Below are 22772 nucleotides of genomic sequence, written 5' to 3' on the forward strand. Positions count from 1 at the left end.
GCTTTGTTAAACTGCCCAAACGGATGAGCAGTCGCTCGATTTTGGCGACTGTCAACAGGAAGACCGCAGCAAAACGAGGGACTTTTATGCACGTGAACATCGGGACCTTGCTACCCCGGCACGCAACCTACCGCCCAGATAAAACGGCCGTCATCTTCCAAAACCATACCCTCACCTTTCGCCAGCTAAACGGCCGTGTGAACCGCATTGCCAACGCCCTAGTGCAGCTAGGGCTGCAAAAAGGGAACAAGCTGGCTACCATTTTGCCTAACTGTTTGGAGCAGCTAGAGCTTTTTTGGGCAGTGGCCAAGCTGGGTGTGGTGGTCGTGCCCCTCAGCCCCATGCTGCGCGGCAGCGGCCTCAGCCGCTTGCTCAACGATTCTGACAGCGTGGCCGTAGTCACTAACGCCGAGTTTGCCCCCCAACTGGACAAAATTCGCGGTGAATTAGCCAATATCCCCTCGGCAAACTTCATTGTGGTTGATGGCGAGCTGGACAGCCACCAGGATTATCAGGCGCTAACGGCCGTTTCCTCCGACACTGAACCCCCATTTACGGCCGTCCACGAAACAGACCCCTACAACATCATCTACAGCAGCGGCACCACCGGGCTACCCAAAGGGATTGTCCATACCCACGCCATCCGCGCTGCCTACTGCACCGGCTTCGCCACGGCGTACCGCATCACGCCAGAGAGCGTCATTCTACACACCGGATCGCTCGTGTTCAACGGTGCCTTTCTCACCCTCATGCCCGCCATGTTCCAGGGCTGCACCTACATTTTGCACCCCTACTTTGATGCCCAGGCACTCATCGAAACGGTGATGCAAGAAAAAGTAACCCACCTGCTCATGGTGCCTTCCCAAATTATTGCCATGATGCACGCGCCCAATTTTGACCCCGCCAAAATGCAGTCGCTCGAAATGATTTGCTCCGTGGGCGCGCCGCTGCATCTGGAACACAAAGAAGAGCTGGATCGCCACTTGCCTGGCCGGTTTTATGAACTTTATGGCCTCACCGAAGGCTTTGTCACCATTTTGGACAAATACGACTTCCCCAACAAGCCCGGCAGCGTAGGCGCACCGCCGCCGCTGTACGAAATGAAAATTGTGAACCCAGCAGGCAAGCTATGCGCCCCTGGCGAGGTGGGAGAAATTGTGGGGCGCGGCCCCATCACCATGGCGGGCTACTACAAACGGCCAGACCTCACCGCCCAAGCCCTCCGTGATGGCTGGCTACACAGCGGCGATTTGGGGCATGTGGATGAAGATGGCTTCCTTTATTTAGTAGATCGGCAAAAAGATTTGATCATCTCTGGCGGGGTGAATGTGTACCCGCGCGATATTGAAGAGTTGATTGTGCAGCACCCGGCGGTAAGGGAAACGGCCGTCTTCGGCATACCAGACGACAAATGGGGCGAAACCCCCATGGCCACCGTTATCCTGCATGAACCGGGCGCAATCAGCGAGGACGCCCTGCGTGATTGGGTCAACAATCGGGTTGAGGCCCGCTACCAGAAGGTAAGCCGCATTGTCATCATGGACGACTTCCCGCGTAGCGTGGCGGGCAAAACGCTCAAGCGCGTCATGCGCGAACCTTATTGGGCAGACAAAGGAACGGAGATTTAGATAAACCTCCGGGAGGTTTGGCCTAAAGCCTAAATGCAAGCTCAAACCTCCCGGAGGTTGTTACACACGGAATACGAAATAAAGAATGGACAAATACACCCAAACCAACAACATCATCCTCCACTACCTGGACCACCCTGGGGACGAGCCGCCGATCATCGTCATGCACGGGCTGTCGGCCAACGCCCACTTTTTTGATGGATTGGCGGCCAGCAGCTTGCCCAATCGGCTGCTGGCGGTAGATTTGCGCGGGCGCGGCCAAAGCGACAAGCCCGCCACCGGCTACAGCATGGCCGAACACGCTGCCGACATTTTGGGGCTGATGGACAATCTGGGCTTAGAGCAGGTGATTTTGGCCGGGCATTCCTACGGCGGACTGCTCACCTGCTACCTGGCAGCTAACTATCCTGAGCGCGTCAGCAAATGCATCGTGATGGATTCTGGCTTTATGCACCCCAGCGTTAGAGAACTCATCAAGCCGTCGCTGGACAGGCTGAAGCAGCGGATTCCTTCCTGGGAAGCGTACCGGGACGGGGTAAAGAGTGCGGCGTATTGGCAAGGGTATTGGGATACGGCCGTAGAAAACTACTACCGCGCCGATGTGCAAACCTACGACGATGGCTCCGTTCGGGTACGCTCTAAGCCAGAAAACATTGCCGAAGCCGTAGACAAAGGTCTGAACGAACCGTGGGAAGAGATTTTTGGCCGCGTGCAGCAGCCCACCCTCATGCTGCACGCCCCCGGCTCTTTTGGCGCACCGGGCACGCCCCCCGTCGTGCCGCCCACCCAAGCGGAAGAGACAGTCGGCGCGTTGGGTAACTGCCGCTACCGCGCCGTGCCGGGCAACCATATGACCATGCTCTTTGGCGAAAACGCAGAAGTTTTGGCACAGGAAATTGTAGCCTTTTTAGAGGAGACAGGAGATTAGAGATTGGAGATTGGGGTGCTTCTAATCTCCCCAACTATGGACGCATCAAGTTTACTTAGCAAACGAGCCGAATTAACCCCCAACCGCATCGCCCTGCGCGAGATCGCCAGTGGGCAAGATTACACCTTTGCTCAACTCAACGCGCGGGTCAACCGCGCCTGCCACTTTTTGCAGCAAAAACTCGGCGTGCAAAAGGGGGATGTCATCTCGCTGCTGGCGCACAACAGCGTGGTGTATGTAGATTTGCTGTATGCGGCCACCAAAATCGGGGCGATTTTTGCCCCGCTCAATTGGCGGCTGGTGGCCGATGAGCTGGCCTACATCGTGCAAAATTGCGGCTCCAAACTGCTTATTTGCGGGCCAGAATTTACAGACACCCTGGCAGAGATGCTGCCCAACATTCAAGTGGCGCATCTGGTAAGTGTGGAAGGTGCCCAGATTGCCAATGCCTGGGTTTATGAAGATGAGTTGGCTAAGGCAGAGGATGGGGAACCGGAACGGCCGTCTCTCCATCCCAACGACACCGCCTGCATTCTCTACACCTCTGGGACCACCGGGAAGCCAAAGGGAGCCATGATTCCCCACCGCCAAATTGTGTGGAACGCCATCAACACCGTCATTAGCTGGGGATTAACGCAGGACGATATTTCGCCCATTTTTACGCCGATGTTCCACTCTGGCGGGCTGTTTGTTTTCCTGACGCCGCTGTTTTATGTGGGCGGGCAAATTGTGCTGCTGCGACAGTTTGATGCTGTAGAAACATTGCGCGTTGTTGAAGCAACCAAATGCACCGTTTTGCTAGGCGTGCCCACCATTTTCCAAATGTGGCTCAACACGCCAGAACTGGCACAGATTGATTTCAGTGCCATCCGCTGGTTTATCAGCGGGGGGGCGCCCTGCCCGGTGTCGCTCATCGAGGAATGGCGACAGGCCACTGGCAAGCCGTTCCGCCAAGGGTACGGCCTCACGGAAGTAGGTACCAACTGCTTCACCATGAACGATGACGATCCTGTGAAGAAACCGGGCACGGTGGGCAAACCGATTTTCCATAGTGAAATGAAGCTGGTGGATGAAAACGGCCGTCCCGTCCCTACCAACCAAACGGGCGAACTGCTCATCAAAGGGCCGCACGTTACCAGTGGCTACTGGAAAAACCCAGAAGCCACGGCTGAAGCGTTGCGCGACGGCTGGTTCCACACCGGCGACATGGCACGGCAGGATGAGGACGGCTACTTTTTTATTGCCGGGCGGTTCAAGGATATGATCATCAGTGGGGGCGAGAATGTGTATGCTGCTGAAGTAGAGGCCATCTTTGTGGCCCACGAGGCGGTGGCCGAGGCAGCCCTCATCGGCCAGCCAGACGCAAAGTGGGGTGAGATTGGGGTGATGGTGGTGGTATTGAGCAACGGCCGTTCCCTCACCGAAACCGAGCTGCTCCAACATTGCCAGGGCAAGCTGGCCCGCTACAAAATCCCCAAGCGGGTCATCTTCACCGACGCTTTGCCCTACTCGCCCTATGGCAAGGTAATCAAAGCAGAACTCAAGGAAACTGTATTTGGGAACGGGAAGCGTGAAACGTGAGGCGTGAAACGTGAGGCGTGACTGTCACGTTTCACACATTAGAAAATAAGGGACATTATGGCAAAACTAACTGCAAATGGCATCACAATCGCCTACGAAATGGAGGGCAGCGGGCCGCCGCTGGTTTTAGTGGCCGGGCTGGGCTACAGTCGCTGGATGTGGCACAAAATGGTGCCGGGTCTGACCGGGAATTTCACGGTGATCAGCTACGACAACCGGGGCGTGGGGGAAAGCGACAAGCCCGCCGGACCCTACACGGCCCAACTGCTGGCGGATGATTTAGCTGGACTCCTCGGCGAATTGGGCATTGAGAAAACGGCCGTTTTTGGGCATTCAATGGGTGGCTTTGTGGCTCAAGCATTTGCCCTAACCTATCCAGAGAAAGTGACCCACCTGATTTTATCCGCCACCAACTTTGGCGGGCCGCGCCACGTGCCCGTCACGCAAGAAGCCCTCGCTGTGCTCATGGACATGACCAGCGACCCGCAAACGCGACTGCGCAACGGCATCCTCATTAGCTGCGCCGAAGGGTTTGCCGAACGCCAGCCAGCGGTAGTGGAAGAGTGGCTCGCTTTCCGCGCCAACAATCCCATCGACCCGGTTGGGTATCAGGCGCAAATGGGTGTGGGCCTATCTCTGATGTCTGAAGCGGCCTGTTTTGAGCACAAGCTGTCGGCAATCACTGCCCCGACGCTCATTTTGTCTGGAGATGAAGACAAGGTGGTGCCACCCGCCAATGTAGATTTATTGGCAGCGAAGATTTCTGGCGCAGAAACGGCCGTCATCGCGCAAGCTGGTCACTTTTTCCCGATAGAACAGCCGGAAACGGCCGTCGGCATCGTCACCAACTTTCTGCAAAAGCAGTAGTTGCTGGTGGCTAGTGGTTTGTCCAAACAGCTAGCTACTAACCACCAGCACTAAGGAGCAATGTATGGCATGAACCAAATAAAAATCGTTTACCCGGCACAAATGTGCCTTTTACCATTTGTTTTATCTTTTGGAGGAAAAAACCTATGAAACGTCGAATCACTTACCTTACCCTAATGATTTTTATGCTGTCTCTGGTGCTGGTTGCCTGTGATGCCGCCACCGAAGATGCGATCAACGATGCGGCCGAGCAGGTACAGGATGCGGTTGAAGAGATTGCCCCCACCGTAGAAGCGGCCGTCGAAGAAGTAGCACCTACTGTGGAAGCGGCCGTTGAAGAAGTGGCTCCTACGGTAGAAGCGGCCGTAGAAGAGGTTACCGGTGGTGATGAAGAAGAAGCCACCGACGAAGAGATGGCTGAAGAAGAGGAAATGGCCGAGGAAGAAATGGAAGACGAAGCCATGGCCGAACTCAGCTGTGAAGAACCAATTAAAGTGGGGCTTATCACCGATGCGACTGGCGCGTTGGCCATTTACGGCGCACACGTCCTGCGCGGCTTCCCCCTAGGTATGGAATACGCCACGGGCGCAGCTGGCACCGAGGCAGATGGCTACACCTCGTACATGATGGATGGCTGTGAAATCCAGGTTCATCTGCGTGACGACCAAAGCAACCCAGAAAACACCGCAACCGTTGGTCGTGAACTAATTGAGGTCGAAGGCGTAGACATTTTGGTTGGTACCGTAAGCTCTGGCGCCACGGCCACCTTGCAAGAGCTGGCTCGTGAAAACGATGTGGTTTTGGTTGTGGCTCCGGCTGCCGCCAACGACATCACGGGTGCCACCTTTAACGAATACACCTTCCGCACCAGCCGTAACAACTACCAGGATGCTGTAAACATCTGTGCTTACCTGGCCAGCCAATACAGTGGCCTGGTGCAAATTGCCCCAGACTACTCCTTTGGTACCGGTAGTGCCGCCGCTTTCCGGGATGCGTGTACGCTGGAAGGGGCTAACTTTGTTGGCGACGACATTTTTGCCCCCGCCGACACCACCGACTTCACCTCCTACATGGACCCGATCTTTGACGCGATTGACAACGGCGCCGAGGCGTTCATTGTAACCTGGGCTGGCGGTGGCTTTGTGCCGCTGCTGCAAGCTGCCACCGACAGCGGCGTGCTGGATGAAATTCCGATGGCTGCTGGCTTCGTAGACAACGTCGTGATGCCCGCTTTCTTCTCTAATGCCATTGGGTCTACCAGCGGCATTTTGTACCATTACACCTTCCCAGAAAACGAGGTAAACGATTGGCTGGTTGAGCAAACGCAAGCCCAATTTGGCACCTTCCCCGATCTGTTTGATGCGGATGCAATGAACGCAGCCCTGCTGGTAGCAAATGCGATCAAGGCTACGGGTGGTGATGCCAGTGCAGCCGCACTCATCGACGCAATGGAAGGCATGGAGTTTGAAGGGCCAAAAGGCACCATCTACATTCGGCCAGAAGACCATGTTGCTATTCAGGATATGTACATCGCAACGCTGCTGAACGTGGACGACGCCGAATTCAAATATTTTGAACTGGTAGACACCAATCGGCCAGATGTTCCTTGTCTGTTGCCAGAAGAGTTGGTAGACCGCTGTGGTGATTTGCCTGTAGGCAGCCTTAGTGGAGAGTAATTAGTAAACGGTAATCCGTAATCGGTGAACGGTAATCGGTAGCTTAAACCGATTACCGTTTACCGAACAATGATTACGGCAAACGGAGCAAAAATGGCTGATTCAATCATTTTGGAAACGCACAGCTTGCGCCGAGAGTTTGGGGCATTGGTGGCGGTGGACGATGTGAGCCTTAAGGTAAAGGCGGGCACGCTGCACTCTATCATTGGGCCTAACGGTGCGGGAAAAACGACGTTTTTCAACCTCCTTAGTGGCAACATACCGCCAACCAGTGGCAAGGTACTGCTGCGGGGCAAGGATATTACCAATGTGCCCCTGCACAAGACGGTACATTTAGGAATCGGCCGTTCTTTCCAGATTACCAACATTTTCCCTAACCTGACGGTGCTAGAGAATATTCGTTTGGCGGCACAGGCATTGGGCAACGATAGCTTTCGGCTATTCCGTTCCCATCGCGCCTTTGCCAAGTATGAAACACGTGCCTGGGAAGTAATTGAGCAAGTTGGCTTAGCAAATGAAGCATTGCTACCGGCCCGCACCTTGCCACATGGTGCACAACGCAAGCTGGAGCTGGGTATGATTTTGTCGCCAGACCCGGAAATTCTGTTGCTGGATGAACCGACGGCAGGCATGGCATCAGAACAGGTACCGGAGCTCATGGCTCTCATCCAAAAAATTCAGGCGGAGGGACAAAAAACCGTCATGCTAGTGGAGCACAACATGAATGTGGTGATGAGCGTGTCGGACAAGATCACGGTGATGCACCACGGCAGCATATTGGCAGAAGGCACACCAACCGAAATTTCGGCCAACGAAACGGTGCAAACCGCATATTTGGGTCATTTGTATGAAGAATCTGCTTGAAGTCAACAATATTCACACTTACATTGGCCAGTTCCACATTTTGGAAGGCGTGTCGCTGTCTGTACCGAAGGGCAGCATTACGGCACTGCTCGGGCGCAATGGGGCAGGCAAAACCACCACGCTAAAATCCATTTTGGGGCTGACGCCGCCGCGTGACGGCTCCATTTTGTTTAATGGGGAGCCCATTCAGGGACGGCGCAGCTTTGACATTGCGGCAATGGGCATTGGTTTTGTGCCGGAACATCGGGCGATTTTTCGCGATTTGAGCGTACTGGAAAATTTGCGGATCGCAGAGCGCAAGAAAGGTGATTTTGGGCGCAAAGAGCAGTTTATTTTTGAGCTTTTCCCAGATTTGAAGCGGCTCATTAAGCTGCCTGGTACCAATCTTTCTGGTGGGCAGCAGCAGATGCTGGCCGTGGCGCGCGCCCTGGTGCCAGACAATGAACTGCTGCTGATTGATGAGCCAAGTGAAGGGTTAGCCCCGGTGCTGATCGAGCAGATGATGGCGGCCATTCAGCAGCTTTCAGCCGAAACAACGGTGCTATTGGTGGAGCAAAATTTTGTGGTAGCCAGCAGGCTGGCCCAGCGATATGTGATTATTGATGAGGGGCATTCTGTGCAGCACGGCCTGATGACTGATTTGGTGCAGGATAAGGCGACGATTCACCGATATTTGGGCGCAGCGTGACGATGGTCAGTAATTGGTAACCAATTACGAAGTTCCGGAGAAATTATGGCAGATGTAATAGGGACGTTGAGGGCAAACAGAACGCGGTTGATTACGTTAGCTGTGTTGGGGTTTGTGTTTTTTACGGCCGTTCAAGGCATGGAAACAGACGATTGGCTGATCACCATTTTGCGTGGGCTAAGCGTGGGGATGATTACCTTCCTGGTGGCGGCGGGACTGTCGCTGATTTTGGGCTTGATGGACGTGCTGAATCTGGCGCATGGCGAGATGTTTATGGTAGGGGCCTACGTCGGCTGGACGGTGTTTGTACGCCCAGACACCTTTGTGGATATTTTGTCCCCGCTGCTGCTGACGGCCGTGGGCTTTGTGCTACTGCCCGCATGGCGCGTTTGGATTCAAAAAGTGCCGTTTTTGCAAAAGCAGACGCACATCTGGCCCTGGCTGGCACTGATTTTGGGGGCGGGACTGCTGTGGGTAGCATATGCTCGCTTTCCACTGGCTATTTGGAACCCGGAAGTGTATGCGGAAAGTCCCATCACTTATTCGCTGGCTCTGAGCCAAGATAATTTGGTTCTGGCGACAATGCCGCCGTCGGCAGGCTGGCCGCTGGGATTGATTGGTACGCTGCTGGGCGGGTCGCTGCTGGCGTTGGCGGTGGCTGGCTTTGGTTTGCGGCGGCAAAGCGGCACGTTGAGCAATCATATTTCGCGCAGCACGCTGGTAACGGCGGCCGTTCTGCTGGCACTTGGCTTAATTACATTTTTCATCAACAGCAACATTACCAACTTTTTATTGGGCATTAGCACCACTGCTCGCTTTTTTGTGGCGATGGGCGTGGCGACGGGGCTAGGTTTTGTGATTGGGGGATTGATTGAGGTGGCGTTGATACGGCCGTTGTACGACCGTCCGATCTACCAATTGATGATCACCCTGGGGTTGAGCTTCATTGTGGTAGAAGTGGTACGCGCCATTTGGGGTCGTCCAGAATTTACGATGCCCAAAGCGGCTCTGTTCAGCGGCAGCGGCGACAGTTGCCCCGCCACCAACTTTGGCGATTTGATAGCCAATCAATGCTCGACGATTTTGCTGTTTAACGGCCGTATTCGCAGCTACAACGAAGTGTTCATTATTTTAGTCGGTCTGGTGGTGCTGCTGCTGGTCTGGCTCATTTTGCAGCGCACCCGCATCGGCATGATTATTCGCGCAGGCGTGCAGGACAGCGAGATGGTGGAAGCCTTGGGCATCAATGTGCGGCAAGTGTTTACCTTTGTTTTTGCCATGGGCGTGGGGCTGGCGGCATTGGGCGGCATTTTGGCAGCGCCGTCCATTGGCCTCTCAACAGACATGGGCACGCGCTTGCTGCTGCTGGCGCTAATCGCCTTGGCCATTGGCGGCTTAACCAGCTTTCCTGGCGCGGCCGCGGGCGCAATTTTGGTGGGCCTACTGCAACAGTTCATCATCAAATATGGGCAAATTGGGATCAACTTGCCCTTTTTGGCCGAGCCATTTAAGCCATCGCCACCGCTAGTGCCAGCCTCTACCGTGCTGCTCATGGTGATTATCCTGCTCATCCTGCCGCAAGGGCTGTTTGGGCGGAATGAATAATGTGAGGACTGGCAGGCCTGCATACGATTAAATTTCAGCTTATTTATCAGGACTGCCAATCCTGTATTGACAAGCGCGGAGAATTTGAATGCAATCTACTCTGGCAAACCGTACACCTGAAAAAGCGAGTCTGGCTCGTTGGCTTTCGGCCAATCGCGGACTGGTGGGACTGCTGATCTTTTTGCTGCTCTTCCCGTTTCTGCTCGCCTTAATTGAAGGGCAATCTTTTGGAGATGTTTTGGCAAATGAAGCGGGTAGAGCCAAGTTTATGCAAGGCTTGCTCATCGAGGTGTTTATTTTGGCCATTTACGCCCTAAGCTATGACTTAATTTTGGGCGTGACGGGGCTGCTCTCGTTTGGGCACGCCATGTTTTTTGCCACGGGCGCATATTTTACGGGGATTGCCTTCAAGAGCTTCGGTTGGGGGGCTGGGCAAACGTTGCTAGGTCTGGTTGGGGTTGCGGTGGTGCAGGCGTTGCTGTTTGGCATTGTGCTGCCGCGCGTCAAAGGCATCACCTTTGCGCTGGTTACGCTGGGATTGGCATCGGTATTCCACATTGTGGTGCAAGCCAGTGAGTTAACGGAATGGACGGGGGCAGACGTGGGATTGCAGGGGGTGATTGCTCCAGATTGGCTCAACAGCAACACAGCGCGGTTCCAGCTTTATTTGCTAGTGCTGGTAAGCACATTTGTCGTTTACCTGATTTACCGTCGCTTTGTGGATTCACCCACCGGGCGCGTTTGCATTGCCATTCGTGAAAATGAAGACCGGGCTTTAATGTTGGGCTACAACACCTTTTTGTTCAAGCTAGTGGCGTTGATAGTGGCTTCTTTAACGGCCGTTCTTGCCGGATTCTTCCACACCATTCACCAACCCATCGTAAGCCCCAACGTGGCCGGGCTGGGCTGGACGGTGGCCGCACTGCTCATCATTCTCATTGGGGGAGTCGGCACCTTGAGCGGGGCCTTAGTGGGTGCGGCCGTTTTCCGCCTGCTTGAATATTATCTAGACCTCTGGTTTGGCGACGCCGCCAACTTTTTGCTCGGGGCGGTCTACGTCATCATCGTTCTCTTTTTGCCCTATGGCATTGTGGGCACTTGGCGGCTGCGCAGTACCCAAATTGCTAAAGGTCGGGAACGGTTGAAGAAGCTGTTCGGGCTTACGAAAACAATCCCAAAAAGCTAAAAATCTCTCCTTCATCAGTCTATTAAAGATTGCTGAAATTTGCCATCTCTCAATGCTAAGAGTAAACTTTTTCTGTAATCGGCTAGAATTTTGTGTTGATTACACCAATATTGGGCAGTCGCGCCCTAATTGCTGTTAAACCAATCAAATAGTTACCTCAAGGAACGTTTTTACGTTCAACCATCACCCATTCAGGAGGGATGTGATGACGAAAAGAGTTGTGTACTTGCTGGCTACGGCCGTATTCCCCTTGCTCATCCTCTGGGCCACCCTGGCTCCCCATTCCAACGCGGTTAGCACCACCATATTGATTGATGCCGTCTACTACGATGGCATTGAAGATAATAATCCAGATGCTGATGAAGCTGTGCGTTTGATCAATATTTCAAACACGACCATTGACATTAGCAATTGGGAACTTACTGACGGTGGCACAGGCTTAACCTCGTTGCCCAACAATGTCACTTTGAGCCCTGGTGAAATGATTTGGCTAACAGATGAAGCAGCTGCCTTCGCCCGCCAATTTGGGTTCTTGCCAGATTTTGAAGCAACGGACACGAATCCAACTGTTCCAAACACGACAGGAGCTTGGCCTGGGTTTACTAACACAGGTGATGAAGTCGTTTTATTAGATGATCTTAGTGCAATTGTAGATGTATTGGTATATGAAAATGGATCTACTGGCCAAACTGGCTGGAGCGGAACGGCCGTCCAACCATATTCAGGCTTCGGCTCAAAGGGGCAAATTCTGTACCGAATGCGCAACCAAACGACGGGTCTACCCGTACCCGACACCGACACGGCAGCGGATTGGGCGCAAAGCACGGGGGATGTGGTGAACGGCCGTAAAGTCCTCTACCCCGGTTGGAATTTAGACACCTACTTTCAAACCGCCAAGTTTACTCAATCCGGTACCCTTACCGTTGCCATCGCGCCAGACAATGCGTACGAAACGCTCAAGCTGCACCTGGACGCCGCCCAAACCAGCATCGCCATTGAAACCCACACCTTCGAGAACATGGCCATTGCCAGCGACCTCATTGCCGCCCTGAATCGCGGCGTCGCCGTCACCATTTTGCTGGAAGGCGCACCCCCTGGCGGCATACCTGAGCAGGAAAAATATATCTGCCAACAAATCGAACCCGCCGGGGGTGAATGCTGGTTCATGATCAGCGACGACCCCAACGACATCGCCGACCGCTACACATACCTCCACGCCAAATTTATCCTCATCGACGGCCAGCAAGTGATCATCAGCAGTGAAAATCTCAGCCCCAACTCCATGCCCAGCGACAATAAATCGGATGGCACCTGGGGGCGGCGCGGGGTGCTGCTCGTCACCGACGCGCCCGGGGTTGTGGCCCATGTGCAAAGTATCTTTGACGCCGATTTCGATCTGACCAACCATGTAGACATCACCAACACGGCCTTCATTGGTGGGCCAGACCCCGGCTTTATGCCTAATTTGGAAACTGGCGGCATCACGTACACGGTGCGCTACCCGAATGCGACCGTTTTCAGCGGCAATTTTGGCTATGAAGTGGTGCAGTCGCCAGAAAACAGCCTGCGCACCACAGATTCGCTGCTGGGTTTAATTGCTCAGGCAGGCGCGGGAGATACCGTTTTGGTGCAACAGTTGGATGAACGGCCGTACTGGGGCAGCTCCACCTCTAATCCCACGGACGACCCCGCCCTGCGCACCGAAGCATATATAGCCGCCGCCCGACGGGGAGCCTCTGTGCAAATTTTGCTCGACAGCCTGTTTGATGACGGTGACGCCACCAGCAACAGTGCCACTTGCACCTACGTCAACGGCATCGCCCAAGCCGAAGTGCTTGATCTGGCCTGCAAAACAGCCAATCCCACCGGCCTAGGCATCCACAATAAGATGGTGCTGGTGCAACTTAGCGGCCAAGGGTACCTGCACGTGGGCAGCCTTAACGGCAGCGAACAATCCAGCAAAGGCAACCGCGAACTTGCGCTCCAGGTACAATCCAACGAAGCATATGCCTACCTGGCAGAGATGTTCCAGCGGGATTGGGGAGACGTTGTCTATTTGCCGTTGGTACTCAACAATTATGTCAGTCCAGCAACTTACGTTCTCATTAGCGAAGTGCTGTATAACCCACCGGGCATGGCTGATGATTTTGAGTTTATCGAACTGATGAACCCAACAGGCGCAACCATTAATTTAAGCAATTACAGCCTGGGTGATGCTGTTAATACAACGGATTTTGAGGATGTGCGCCGCTTCCCGTCGGGCACGACGATTCCACCAGGTGGCACCATTGTGGTGGCTACAGCAGCAACTGCCTTCTTTACCGAATACAACATAAACCCCGACTTTGAGATTATTAGCACCAATACGGCCGTGCCCGACCTCATTGACGACCCGGCGTGGGGCAATCCGGCAGCCTTGCTTCAGCTTGCCAACGGTGGTGATGAAGTCATCTTGCGCGATCCAAACGGGCAAGTTGTCGATGCAATCGCCTACGGTACAGGCAGTTTCCCTGGGGTGGTGCCCTGCCCATTGGTTAGCAGCAGCAACCGCACCCTGGAACGATTCCCGGCAAATAAAGACACCAACGACTGCTCGGTAGATTTCCGTGATTGGCCCTTCCCAAATCCGGGCGAGCTGCCGTAGCCACAAATTTTCCCGGAAACTGCTTTAGTGATTAAGGGGTAGTTTCCGGGAAATTCATCAAAATGGCCCCACCAGAGGCTCATAAAAAACTCATATTGTTAAACACGCTAATTTGGCTAAAATGAATAAATAGCTTGACAGTGATTGGGTTATTGTGTATATTTGTCCTAATTGGAACCGGTTCCACGGTTCCAAAACCATATAGCGGAAGAGAAAAGCTAAATTTCATTCTTATTCATCCTCAATAAAAACGTTCGTCAACCTTAAGCAAAGGAAGTCTGATGGCAAATACCACCATCAGGGATGTTGCTAAAAAAGCAGGTGTTGGTGTCGGCACGGTTTCCCGCGTCATCAACCGCAATCCTGCCGTACGTGAATCGACGCGCCAGAAGGTTCTGGCGGCTATTGAAGAGCTGGAGTTCACACCCAGCCCTATTGCCCGACGCCTCTCTTTGGGCAAAACAATGACGGTAGCAGTCATTGCGCCTTTTTTTGTACGGCCGTCTTATGTGGAACGCTTTCGGGGTTTAGACACCGTCTTTGCTGAAAGCGATTACGATTTTGTACTGTACAACGTTGAAACCATAGAAAGACGAGACTACTGCTTTAAGGAACTGGCACGGAGTGACAAAGTAGATGGTCTGCTTATCATGTCGCTTGTCCCACAAAACAACGTCGTCAGGCGGTTTCAAAATGCAGGCATCCCCACGGTACTTGTAGATGCCGCCCACCCCGAACTTAGCCATATCATCATTGATGATTTTGAAGGCGGCTATAACGCCACCAAACATCTTATTAATTTAGGTCATCGGTACATTGCTTATATCAGCGACCACATGCACGAAAGTCCTTTTAACTTTCAACCTGTTATTGACCGGTATCGCGGCTATCGGCAAGCCTTGGCAGATGCAGATATTCCTTACAAACCAGAGTATCATCGCCAAGGAGAACTCTCTAGGGAAGTTGCCAAAACAATGACGATCGAGCTGCTTCAATTACCAGAACCACCTACGGCCGTCTTCGCTTACTCCGATACCCAAGCCTTTGGTGCCCTGCGCGCCGCCAGAGAACTCAACATCGCCGTCCCAGAGCAGCTTTCCATCATTGGTTATGACGATATTGAAATCGCTGAATATTTGCATCTCACCACAATTCGGCAAGAACTATATGACTCCGGTAAACTAGGTGCCCAAATGCTTCTAAAAGTGATTAATAACCCAACGGCCGAACCCGACACAATCCTACTACCAACAACCCTTATCGAACGTGGCACAACCGCCCCATTGCCTATACACATCTGATCGTCTCCAGCCATCATTCTTTTATTCACAGAAACCGGAAACTAAAGAAAGGAGGTGAGTTTATAGATAGAGCGAAGCATAAAGAAGGAAAGTAGATTTTATAAATTGGTTTAGACACAAAATCCTAGGAGGACAAGAAAATATGTTAAACCAAAAATCTTTTAAGTTGCTGGCAATTTTGCTGGCCCTCGTCCTGGTGTTGGTTGCCTGTGGTGGTGGCGGTGATAGCGACACCGCAGAAGAAGCTGACAGCGGCGACACAGCTGCCGATAGCGGTGATGAAGCAGCAGATGAAGAAATGGCCGATGACGAAGAAATGGCAGAAGGTGAAGAAATCGTTTTGAATGCCTACGTTAATGGCCCCAATGACCAGGCACACACGGATTGGGTCATCGCAGAATTTGAGGCAATGAACCCCGGTGTGACGGTTAACTTTGTCACCGCAGGTGAAGTAGTAGAAGACCGGTTGGGTATCTACCTGCAAATCTTTGAAGCCCAATCTCCAGAGCTGGACATTGCTATGATTGACGTGATTTGGCCTGGCGATTTGGCAGAACACTTCCTTGACCTCAACGACTTCGGCGCAGCCGACGTATCTGGCGCACACTTCCCGGCCATCGTTGAAAACAACACCGTTGGCGGCAGCTTGGTGGGTATTCCTTATTTCACTGATGCTGGTCTGCTGTACTACCGCACGGATCTCCTTGAGAAATATGGCTATGATGCCCCGCCAGCAACCTGGGATGAGCTGGAAGAAATGGCAGCCACCATTCAGGAAGGTGAACGTGGTGAAGGCAATCCCGACTTTGATGGCTTTGTATGGCAAGGACGCGCTTACGAAGGTTTGACGTGTGACGCGCTTGAGTGGATCGACTCTCACGGTGGTGGCACCATCGTTAGCCCCGAAGGCGTCATCACAGTGAACAACGATGCTGCTATTGCTGCTCTTGACCGTGCAGCGGGCTGGATTGGCACCATCTCCCCGGTTGGTGTGACTGACTACGCTGAAGAAGAAGCCCGTAACCAATGGCAGGCTGGTAACGCTGCTTTCATGCGCAACTGGCCGTACGCCTACTCACTAGGCAACCTGGAAGATAGCCCCATTGCCGGCAACTTCGACGTAGCTCCACTGCCCGCAGGTCCTGGCTCCGATTCAGGTTCCGCAACTTTGGGTGGTTGGCAGCTGGCTGTTTCCAAGTACAGCGAACATCCTGAATTGGCAGCCGAATTGGCTCTCTTCATTGCTTCCGAAGAATCCCAGAAAGTAAACGCGCTCGAGACCAGCCGTATTCCAACTATCATGGCTCTCTACGAGAATGATGAAGTCATTGGCACCTATCCCTGGTTTGCTAACCTGCTCCCCGTGTTCACCAGCGCGGCGGCACGTCCTTCAACGGCTACCGCACCACAGTACAGCGACACATCAGCCCTCTTCTTTACGGCCGTTAACTCTGTGCTAATTGGTGAAGCAGATGCGGATGAAGCATTGGCTGAACTTGAGCTGGAACTGGAAGATTTGCTCGGCTTTGAGACAGGCTCTCCGTAAAAACCTAGCTTAGTAGCCGTTCGGTTCCAAAACCGCTGAGTTAATTCCGAACGGCTACTTTGAGCCCATTTGCCAATTCGACAATTTATTTGCAAATGGGCAATTAGTCACTTACATATCGATTCATCAGATAGGTCAATCGGTATACCACTCTAACTGAGTTAGTAAATAGTGTGGGGCTGGCCAGCATATGAAACTGCCACCCCACACTATCTTCACCACTTCTTTTGGTAATGACGTGACTCAGTGCATTTGCCAGCTTTGGGCTGTCATCATGCAGTCCAAACAGTTCTTGGAGGTTCCTTATGAGTGCCATAAGCACACAAGACGCAACTGCGGCCCCGAAGAAGCCAAAAAAGAATCAACCCTCCGATTTGGCTAAAAGTGAAGAACGGTTGGCTTATTGGCTATTAGCACCGACCTTTCTCATTCTCTTTGCTATTGGGTTTTATCCTCTCTTTTCAGTTTTTTATAACAGCTTTACCGATCGACAACTAGCCAGTAACCAGCCAGTGGAATGGGTAGGTTTTGACAACTACTCCAGGCTGCTGAGTATGACTATTACTGAATTGCCTCGTGAAATCGACGAGGAAACAGGTCAACCTGCGATCGATCCAGATACGGGTGAACCTGAATATGTGCTTCCATTGGAGGTTCTGCCGCGTGAACCACGCCGTTTTCGTGAGCTTTCCCAATTTAATTGGTTTGGCACCCGCTATGTGCTGGGTGCAACCGATCCTGACTTTTTGCTCGCATTTATAGACACGGTGCGCTTCACTTTCTTTGCCATTATTCTGGAAACAGTTCTAGGACTCGGCATTGCGCTAGTGGTGAACTCCAATTTCAAAGGGCGCGGGGCGATGCGGGCGGTGATGCTTGTTCCCTGGGTTATTCCTACGGCCGTATCGTCCAGAATTTGGGAGTGGATGTTTACTTCAACCAGAACGGGTCTATTTAATGTTGTCTTTCAAGATTTAGGCCTGGGTGATGGCCGGATCGCCTTTTTGGTTGCAGAAAATTGGCAGCTTCCGGCGATGGTTATGATTGACGTGTGGAAAACGACGCCTTTCATGGCACTCTTGATCTTGGCCGGGTTACAGCTTATCCCCAAAGACATCTATGAAGCCGCCGATGTTGATGGTGCCTCAACGTTACGCACCTTTTTCTCCATCACCCTCCCCCTGTTACGGCCAACTATCGCGGTTGCACTTGTGTTCCGTACGTTAGACACCTTGCGCGTCTTCGACCTTTTCCAAATCGTTCTAGGGCAAAAGCGATACTCGTTAGCCAGCTTCACCTACTATGAACTGGTCAACAATCAATCGATGGGCTACTCATCAGCCAGTAGTGTGCTCATCTTCTTCTTGATTTTCATTTTCGCTTTCCTTTACATCCGCTTCCTGGGGGTGACAAATGAGTAAACAAGCCGATCCAATGGCCATTTTAAGACGAGCCGGGTTCTACATTGTACTCGCCGCCGTCGTGATCTATTTGGTATTTCCCTTTTATTGGGCCATCAACTCGTCTCTTAAAACCGAGCCGCAGCTTCAGATGACCCCTGCCACGTATATTCCCCGTGCCGTTGAGGATCAAAGTATTTCATTCCACTTTGGTAATTATGCGGCCGTTTTCCAAAATGAGGTGTTTACGCGTGGGCTACTAAACAGTGCTATTGTCGCCGGAACAACGACCGTATTGGCACTGATGATCGGAGCCTTTGCTGCCTTCGCTCTCGGTAAATTACGGTTTAGGGGGCGTACGCCATCTCTCTACATCATCTTGGCAATGACAATGTTCCCGGCGGTCTCGGTGTTAACCGGGCTCTTCGGGGTGATTAGGGCGTTTAACATACCTGCCATTGGCAGTATGATCCTCACCTATCTGCTCTTTTCATTGCCATTTACAGCCTGGGTATTAACCTCATTCTTTGAAGGGTTGCCGCGGGAACTGCTTCAATCGGCACAGGTAGATGGGGCAACACCATTCCAGACCTTTTACATGATTCTGCTCCCACTGACTGCGCCTGCACTGGTAACCACTGGCTTGCTGGCTTTCATTGGCGCCTTCAATGAATATCTCTTCGCTTTGACCTTCACCACGGTTGAACCAAATGCACGAACCGTGCCTGTGGCTATTGCTCAATTTACGGGTCTTGTAGCCAGGCAAGAGCCATTTGGTGAGATTATGGCTGCGGCCGTTGTGGTTAGTATCCCGCTGCTCATCCTTGTACTCATCTTCCAAAGAAAGATCGTAGAAGGGTTGACGGCTGGTGCTGTTAAAGGATAAATCAGTAGGAAGAAGGATAAGAAGGGTAGGAGTTGGTTGCCAGGCAAGCTACTGTTTGGCAATCAATTCCTGCTTTTTGAATATTATTTGAAACTCTGCACTGTGTACTAACTTTCTATTTGTTCAAAAGAAAGAAACGGGGCGGGAACCCAACCTTCATTTGGCTCACCTGCTCCTATAATTTTTACTAAATAGTAATCCGTGACTGGATTCTGCTGATAGAGAAGCACTTTAACTTCACTGCCATGCGGTGCTTGCGCTTCAATGTTGAGGCGCAGGTGGCTATCATACAAAAATACGGTTGGGCGGACGAGTTCTCCTTCATAAACTCCGTTAAGCCATGCCTGGGAATCGGCCGTCCAGGTTACGGGAATACCGCACTGTAACGGATCTGGATTGTCTACAAACGGGAGCGGCGGCACGTCTGGGCTGCGCTGGGCATCAATGGTGGCCACGTAATGGGCAATTGCCGCTGTTGCTGTAGCGTCCGGGGTGGCAGCGGCTGTAGGCGGAACGGCCGTTTCTTCCACAACCGCCACCTCTGATGCCCCACAGGCTGTCAGCAAAAGCCAGGCAAACAAAACAAGTATGAGCATAAAAATAGATATTTTCTTTACCATAACGCTTTGATTATACAATAACGATAGGCACAAACTTTGTAAGGAATCCTTCAAAAGTCCAGGCACAGCAAAAACCGACAGCTAGAGAACAAACGATAAAATGAAGACCTACCATCCTCATGGCACAGAGAACCCAAAATGGTGGCAAACGGCCGTTTTCTACCAAATCTACCCCCGCAGCTTCCAAGACAGCAACGGCGACGGCATCGGCGACCTGCAAGGCATCATCAATCGACTCGATTACCTGGTAGACCTCGGCATCGACGCCATCTGGATTTCCCCTATCTTTCCCAGCCCGATGGCCGACTTTGGCTACGACGTTTCCGACTACTGCGACATTCACCCTGTGTTTGGTAATTTAGAGACATTTGACCGCCTCTTGGCAGAAGCTCACGCGTGCAACCTCAAAATCATTCTGGACTTTGTACCCAATCATTCCTCTAACCAGCACCCCTGGTTTCTGGCATCCCGCAGTTCCCGCGACAATGCCAAAAGAGATTGGTACATCTGGCGCGATACTAAACCAGACGGCTCCCCACCCAACAACTGGACGTCCATGTTTGGCGGTCCTGCCTGGACCTGGGACGAAAAGACGCAGCAATATTACATGCACAGCTTCCTGCCCGAGCAGCCCGACCTCAACTGGCGCAACCCGGAAGTAGTGGATGCCATGCACAATGTTCTCCGCTTCTGGCTCAAACGCGGCGTCGATGGCTTTCGCGTCGACGCCATTCTCTGCCTGATCAAGCATGAAGCATTCCTGGATAATCCACCTGTTGAAGCCGGTAGCTATTGGGAAAAATGGGGTCATCAGTTTGAGCCACGCTACACCGTCAACCAGCCCGAAATGTTTGAACATGTGCGCAAAATGCGGCATGTTTTCGACGAATTTGACGAACGAGTCCACATTGGCGAAACCTCTACGGTTGATGTAGCAGGCCTGCTGCCGTACTATGGCCAACCACTTGATGGCTACGATATTCCCTTCAACTTCAAGCTGCTTCATGCCGATTGGAATGCCACCGAAATGCGCGCAATCATCGAAGAATATTACGATATTCTGCCCACTGGTGGCTGGCCAAACTTTGTCTTTGGCAACCACGACATCCATCGCTTTGCTACCCGCTACGGCCGTGCAAACCATCGCTCTGTCGCCATGTTGCTGCTCACGCTTTGGGGAATACCAACACTGTATTACGGGGATGAGCTAGGCATGGAAGATGTGTTTATCCCTGTGGAGCAACGTATTGACCCGTGGGGCATCGACGTGCCGGAATCTGATTTTGGCCGTGACCCAGAGCGCACGCCGATGCAGTGGGACGCATCGCTAAATGCAGGTTTCACCAGTGGCACTCCGTGGTTGCCACTAGCCCAAAATTATGCGCAGGTAAACGTTGCCGACCAACTGTCCGATGACCAATCGACGCTAACCTTTTACAAAACTTTGCTCCACCTGCGTCGCAGCCACCCGGCCTTGCACAACGGCTCTTTCACTTTTGTTGACGGCTTGGGCAACGATCTCCTAGCGTATCTGCGTGAAGCTGGGAGTCAACGCCTGCTGGTTTGCCTCAATTTTGGCACTCAACCGCGCACTGTCATCTTAAACCATCTGACCCTTGACTGCCAGACGTTGCTTTCTACCCACTTCAACGCGCATACTGGCACAACACTTTCCCTCCAAGCCCACGAATCTGTTTTGCTTCAGCTCAAGTAAAGGAATTTAGTCGCATGAACAATGAACCATTTTGGTACAAAACGGCCGTCTTCTACGAACTCTATATCCGCGCCTACCAGGACAGCACCGGAGATGGGCACGGCGACTTTCGCGGTGCCATCCAGCATCTGGACCACATCCAGTCGCTCGGTGTGGATTGCATCTGGATCATGCCTCACTATGCCTCTCCCCTCAAAGATGACGGTTACGACATCGCCGACTACTATCAAGTGCATCCCGATTACGGCACTCTGGAAGATTTCAAAGCATTTTTAGACGCCGCCCACGCACGCGGGCTTAAAGTCGTGACTGATTTAGTAACCAACCACACTTCAGACCAGCATCCCTGGTTCCAGGCGGCGCGACAAGACAAAAACTCTCCTTACCGTGACTACTACGTCTGGAGCGACACCGGCACCGAATACAGCGACGCTCGCATCATCTTTCTAGACACAGAGGCCTCCAACTGGACCTACGACGACGTGGCCGGACAATACTTCTGGCACCGCTTTTACAGCAGCCAGCCAGACCTCAACTACGACAATCCGCAAGTGCATGAAGAGATGTTCAACGTCATCCGCCATTGGCTAGACATGGGGCTGGACGGCTTTCGCGTGGACGCCATCCCCTACCTGTATGAACGCGAAGGTACCAACTGCGAAAATCTGCCAGAAACCCACGCCTTCCTGCAAAAAATGCGTCGCATGGTAGATACCGAATATCCGGGCCGTGTGCTCATCGCCGAGGCCAACCAGTGGCCTGAAGATTTACTCCCCTACTTTGGCACAGAAGAAAATCCTGAATTTCAGATTTGTTTCCACTTTCCCATCATGCCCCGGCTTTATCAAGCAGTAAAATCTGGAGACAAAACGCCCATTGAGGAGATTTGGGCGCGCACGCCAGACATCCCCAAAAATGCGCAATGGATGACTTTTTTGCGCAACCACGATGAGTTAACTTTGGAAATGGTGACGCCAGAAGTGCGCCAATGGATGTGGGACAATTACGCGCCAGACCCACGCATGAAGCTCAATTTGGGCATTCGGCGGCGTCTGGCTCCCCTGCTGGATGACAACAAAGCCAAATGGTTCCTGCTACACACCCTCTTTTTGTCGCTGCCGGGCACACCGATTGTTTATTACGGCGACGAGATTGGCATGGGCGACAATATTTGGCTGCCAGATCGGCATGGCTGCCGCACGCCAATGCAGTGGAATAGCGAGAAAAATGGCGGCTTTTCTAATGCTGCCGAAACCTACTTTCCCATCCACACCGACCCGGTTTACGGCTACCAAACCCGCAATGTAGCTGTCCAGGAGAAAGACTCCACTTCTTACCTGAACCTGATGCGCTTCTTGCTAAAAGCACGGCAAAGCGTCCCTGCCTTTGGGGATGGCGTATTTGAGTTTGTGGGAACAGGCAGCCGTTCTGTTATGGCCTACACTCGCTCCATACCCAACCAAACCGTCCTGTGCCTGTTTAATCTAAGCGACCAACCACAAAATGCCCATCTTAATCTGCCAGATACTTTCACAGATTTGCTTGCCGCAAATCCCGCCATGCAGTATCAATTGGCACCAGATGGGCAGGCATTGAAAATCGCTCCTTTTGCTGCCCATTGGTTTCTTTAACCACTCT

General features: G+C 52.6%; 17 protein-coding genes. 16 read left to right on the forward strand and 1 reads right to left on the reverse strand.

Annotated features, from left to right (window positions below):
• Window positions 1–86 precede the first annotated feature (86 nt).
• The 14 genes from ACOQPU_RS11050 (at window position 87) to ACOQPU_RS11115 (ending at window position 18800) form a co-directional block, all read left to right on the forward strand.
• Window positions 87–1628, forward strand: coding sequence for a class I adenylate-forming enzyme family protein (locus tag ACOQPU_RS11050; protein ID WP_420645164.1), 1542 nt, complete (start codon window positions 87–89; stop codon window positions 1626–1628).
• Between the two features lie 85 nt (window positions 1629–1713).
• Window positions 1714–2556 (forward strand): alpha/beta fold hydrolase, encoded by an 843-nt coding sequence (locus ACOQPU_RS11055; RefSeq protein ID WP_420645165.1) that lies wholly within the window; start codon window positions 1714–1716, stop codon window positions 2554–2556.
• Between the two features lie 3 nt (window positions 2557–2559).
• A complete protein-coding gene (locus tag ACOQPU_RS11060) occupies window positions 2560–4137 on the forward strand; it encodes a class I adenylate-forming enzyme family protein (protein WP_420645166.1) in 1578 nt (525 codons plus the stop codon).
• Between the two features lie 57 nt (window positions 4138–4194).
• Complete coding sequence (locus ACOQPU_RS11065) at window positions 4195–5004, forward strand: alpha/beta fold hydrolase (protein ID WP_420645167.1); 810 nt, start codon at window positions 4195–4197, stop codon at window positions 5002–5004.
• Between the two features lie 146 nt (window positions 5005–5150).
• The gene (locus tag ACOQPU_RS11070) at window positions 5151–6680 is read left to right on the forward strand and encodes an ABC transporter substrate-binding protein (protein WP_420645168.1); all 1530 of its coding nucleotides are present in this window, start codon (window positions 5151–5153) and stop codon (window positions 6678–6680) included.
• A 93-nt stretch (window positions 6681–6773) separates the two neighbouring features.
• Window positions 6774–7544 (forward strand): ABC transporter ATP-binding protein, encoded by a 771-nt coding sequence (locus tag ACOQPU_RS11075; RefSeq protein ID WP_420645169.1) that lies wholly within the window; start codon window positions 6774–6776, stop codon window positions 7542–7544.
• Window positions 7528–8232: an ABC transporter ATP-binding protein gene (locus ACOQPU_RS11080; RefSeq protein WP_420645170.1), complete on the forward strand. Its 705-nt coding sequence runs from the start codon at window positions 7528–7530 to the stop codon at window positions 8230–8232. Before ACOQPU_RS11075 ends, ACOQPU_RS11080 begins: the two co-directional genes overlap by 17 nt.
• 45 nt (window positions 8233–8277) lie before the next feature.
• Window positions 8278–9837 (forward strand): ABC transporter permease subunit, encoded by a 1560-nt coding sequence (locus tag ACOQPU_RS11085; RefSeq protein WP_420645171.1) that lies wholly within the window; start codon window positions 8278–8280, stop codon window positions 9835–9837.
• An 88-nt stretch (window positions 9838–9925) separates the two neighbouring features.
• On the forward strand, window positions 9926–11023 hold the full coding sequence (locus ACOQPU_RS11090) for a branched-chain amino acid ABC transporter permease (protein WP_420645172.1): 1098 nt from the start codon (window positions 9926–9928) through the stop codon (window positions 11021–11023).
• 205 nt (window positions 11024–11228) lie between these two features.
• The gene (locus ACOQPU_RS11095; RefSeq protein WP_420645173.1) at window positions 11229–13667 is read left to right on the forward strand and encodes a lamin tail domain-containing protein; all 2439 of its coding nucleotides are present in this window, start codon (window positions 11229–11231) and stop codon (window positions 13665–13667) included.
• A 281-nt stretch (window positions 13668–13948) separates the two neighbouring features.
• Window positions 13949–14968, forward strand: a complete 1020-nt coding sequence (locus ACOQPU_RS11100; protein WP_420645174.1) for a LacI family DNA-binding transcriptional regulator — start codon at window positions 13949–13951, stop codon at window positions 14966–14968.
• 142 nt (window positions 14969–15110) lie between these two features.
• On the forward strand, window positions 15111–16514 hold the full coding sequence (locus ACOQPU_RS11105; RefSeq protein WP_420645175.1) for an extracellular solute-binding protein: 1404 nt from the start codon (window positions 15111–15113) through the stop codon (window positions 16512–16514).
• 305 nt (window positions 16515–16819) lie between these two features.
• Window positions 16820–17935: a carbohydrate ABC transporter permease gene (locus ACOQPU_RS11110; protein ID WP_420645176.1), complete on the forward strand. Its 1116-nt coding sequence runs from the start codon at window positions 16820–16822 to the stop codon at window positions 17933–17935.
• A complete protein-coding gene (locus tag ACOQPU_RS11115) occupies window positions 17928–18800 on the forward strand; it encodes a carbohydrate ABC transporter permease (RefSeq protein WP_420645177.1) in 873 nt (290 codons plus the stop codon). The genes ACOQPU_RS11110 and ACOQPU_RS11115 overlap by 8 nt, the downstream gene beginning before the upstream one ends.
• A 107-nt stretch (window positions 18801–18907) precedes the next feature.
• Here the strand turns inward: ACOQPU_RS11115 and ACOQPU_RS11120 are convergent, their stop codons facing one another.
• Window positions 18908–19420 (reverse strand): hypothetical protein, encoded by a 513-nt coding sequence (locus ACOQPU_RS11120; protein WP_420645178.1) that lies wholly within the window; start codon window positions 19418–19420, stop codon window positions 18908–18910.
• Window positions 19421–19520: 100 nt separating this feature from the next.
• On the opposite strand from ACOQPU_RS11120, the gene ACOQPU_RS11125 reads away from it, so the two are divergent.
• Both ACOQPU_RS11125 and treS read left to right on the forward strand, forming a co-directional pair.
• Window positions 19521–21134 (forward strand): alpha-amylase family glycosyl hydrolase, encoded by a 1614-nt coding sequence (locus tag ACOQPU_RS11125; RefSeq protein WP_420645179.1) that lies wholly within the window; start codon window positions 19521–19523, stop codon window positions 21132–21134.
• Window positions 21135–21148: 14 nt separating this feature from the next.
• On the forward strand, window positions 21149–22765 hold the full coding sequence (gene treS / locus ACOQPU_RS11130; protein ID WP_420645180.1) for a maltose alpha-D-glucosyltransferase: 1617 nt from the start codon (window positions 21149–21151) through the stop codon (window positions 22763–22765).
• Window positions 22766–22772: the final 7 nt, after the last annotated feature.

It is taken from the genome of Candidatus Leptofilum sp. (genome assembly GCF_965223285.1).
GTDB lineage: Bacteria > Chloroflexota > Anaerolineae > Promineifilales > Promineifilaceae > Leptofilum.

What these genes read in the sequence shown, in the direction of transcription:
- ACOQPU_RS11070 (WP_420645168.1), top strand. Translation starts at nt 5,151, where the DNA reads ATGAAACGTCGAATCACTTACCTTACCCTAATGATTTTTATGCTGTCT.
- ACOQPU_RS11095 (WP_420645173.1), top strand. Translation starts at nt 11,229, where the DNA reads ATGACGAAAAGAGTTGTGTACTTGCTGGCTACGGCCGTATTCCCCTTG.
- ACOQPU_RS11100 (WP_420645174.1), top strand. Translation starts at nt 13,949, where the DNA reads ATGGCAAATACCACCATCAGGGATGTTGCTAAAAAAGCAGGTGTTGGT.
- treS (WP_420645180.1), top strand. Translation starts at nt 21,149, where the DNA reads ATGAACAATGAACCATTTTGGTACAAAACGGCCGTCTTCTACGAACTC.
- ACOQPU_RS11090 (WP_420645172.1), top strand. Translation starts at nt 9,926, where the DNA reads ATGCAATCTACTCTGGCAAACCGTACACCTGAAAAAGCGAGTCTGGCT.
- ACOQPU_RS11105 (WP_420645175.1), top strand. Translation starts at nt 15,111, where the DNA reads ATGTTAAACCAAAAATCTTTTAAGTTGCTGGCAATTTTGCTGGCCCTC.
- ACOQPU_RS11080 (WP_420645170.1), top strand. Translation starts at nt 7,528, where the DNA reads ATGAAGAATCTGCTTGAAGTCAACAATATTCACACTTACATTGGCCAG.
- ACOQPU_RS11075 (WP_420645169.1), top strand. Translation starts at nt 6,774, where the DNA reads ATGGCTGATTCAATCATTTTGGAAACGCACAGCTTGCGCCGAGAGTTT.
- ACOQPU_RS11055 (WP_420645165.1), top strand. Translation starts at nt 1,714, where the DNA reads ATGGACAAATACACCCAAACCAACAACATCATCCTCCACTACCTGGAC.
- ACOQPU_RS11120 (WP_420645178.1), bottom strand. Translation starts at nt 19,420, where the DNA reads ATGGTAAAGAAAATATCTATTTTTATGCTCATACTTGTTTTGTTTGCC.
- ACOQPU_RS11050 (WP_420645164.1), top strand. Translation starts at nt 87, where the DNA reads ATGCACGTGAACATCGGGACCTTGCTACCCCGGCACGCAACCTACCGC.
- ACOQPU_RS11125 (WP_420645179.1), top strand. Translation starts at nt 19,521, where the DNA reads ATGAAGACCTACCATCCTCATGGCACAGAGAACCCAAAATGGTGGCAA.
- ACOQPU_RS11065 (WP_420645167.1), top strand. Translation starts at nt 4,195, where the DNA reads ATGGCAAAACTAACTGCAAATGGCATCACAATCGCCTACGAAATGGAG.
- ACOQPU_RS11085 (WP_420645171.1), top strand. Translation starts at nt 8,278, where the DNA reads ATGGCAGATGTAATAGGGACGTTGAGGGCAAACAGAACGCGGTTGATT.
- ACOQPU_RS11110 (WP_420645176.1), top strand. Translation starts at nt 16,820, where the DNA reads ATGAGTGCCATAAGCACACAAGACGCAACTGCGGCCCCGAAGAAGCCA.
- ACOQPU_RS11115 (WP_420645177.1), top strand. Translation starts at nt 17,928, where the DNA reads ATGAGTAAACAAGCCGATCCAATGGCCATTTTAAGACGAGCCGGGTTC.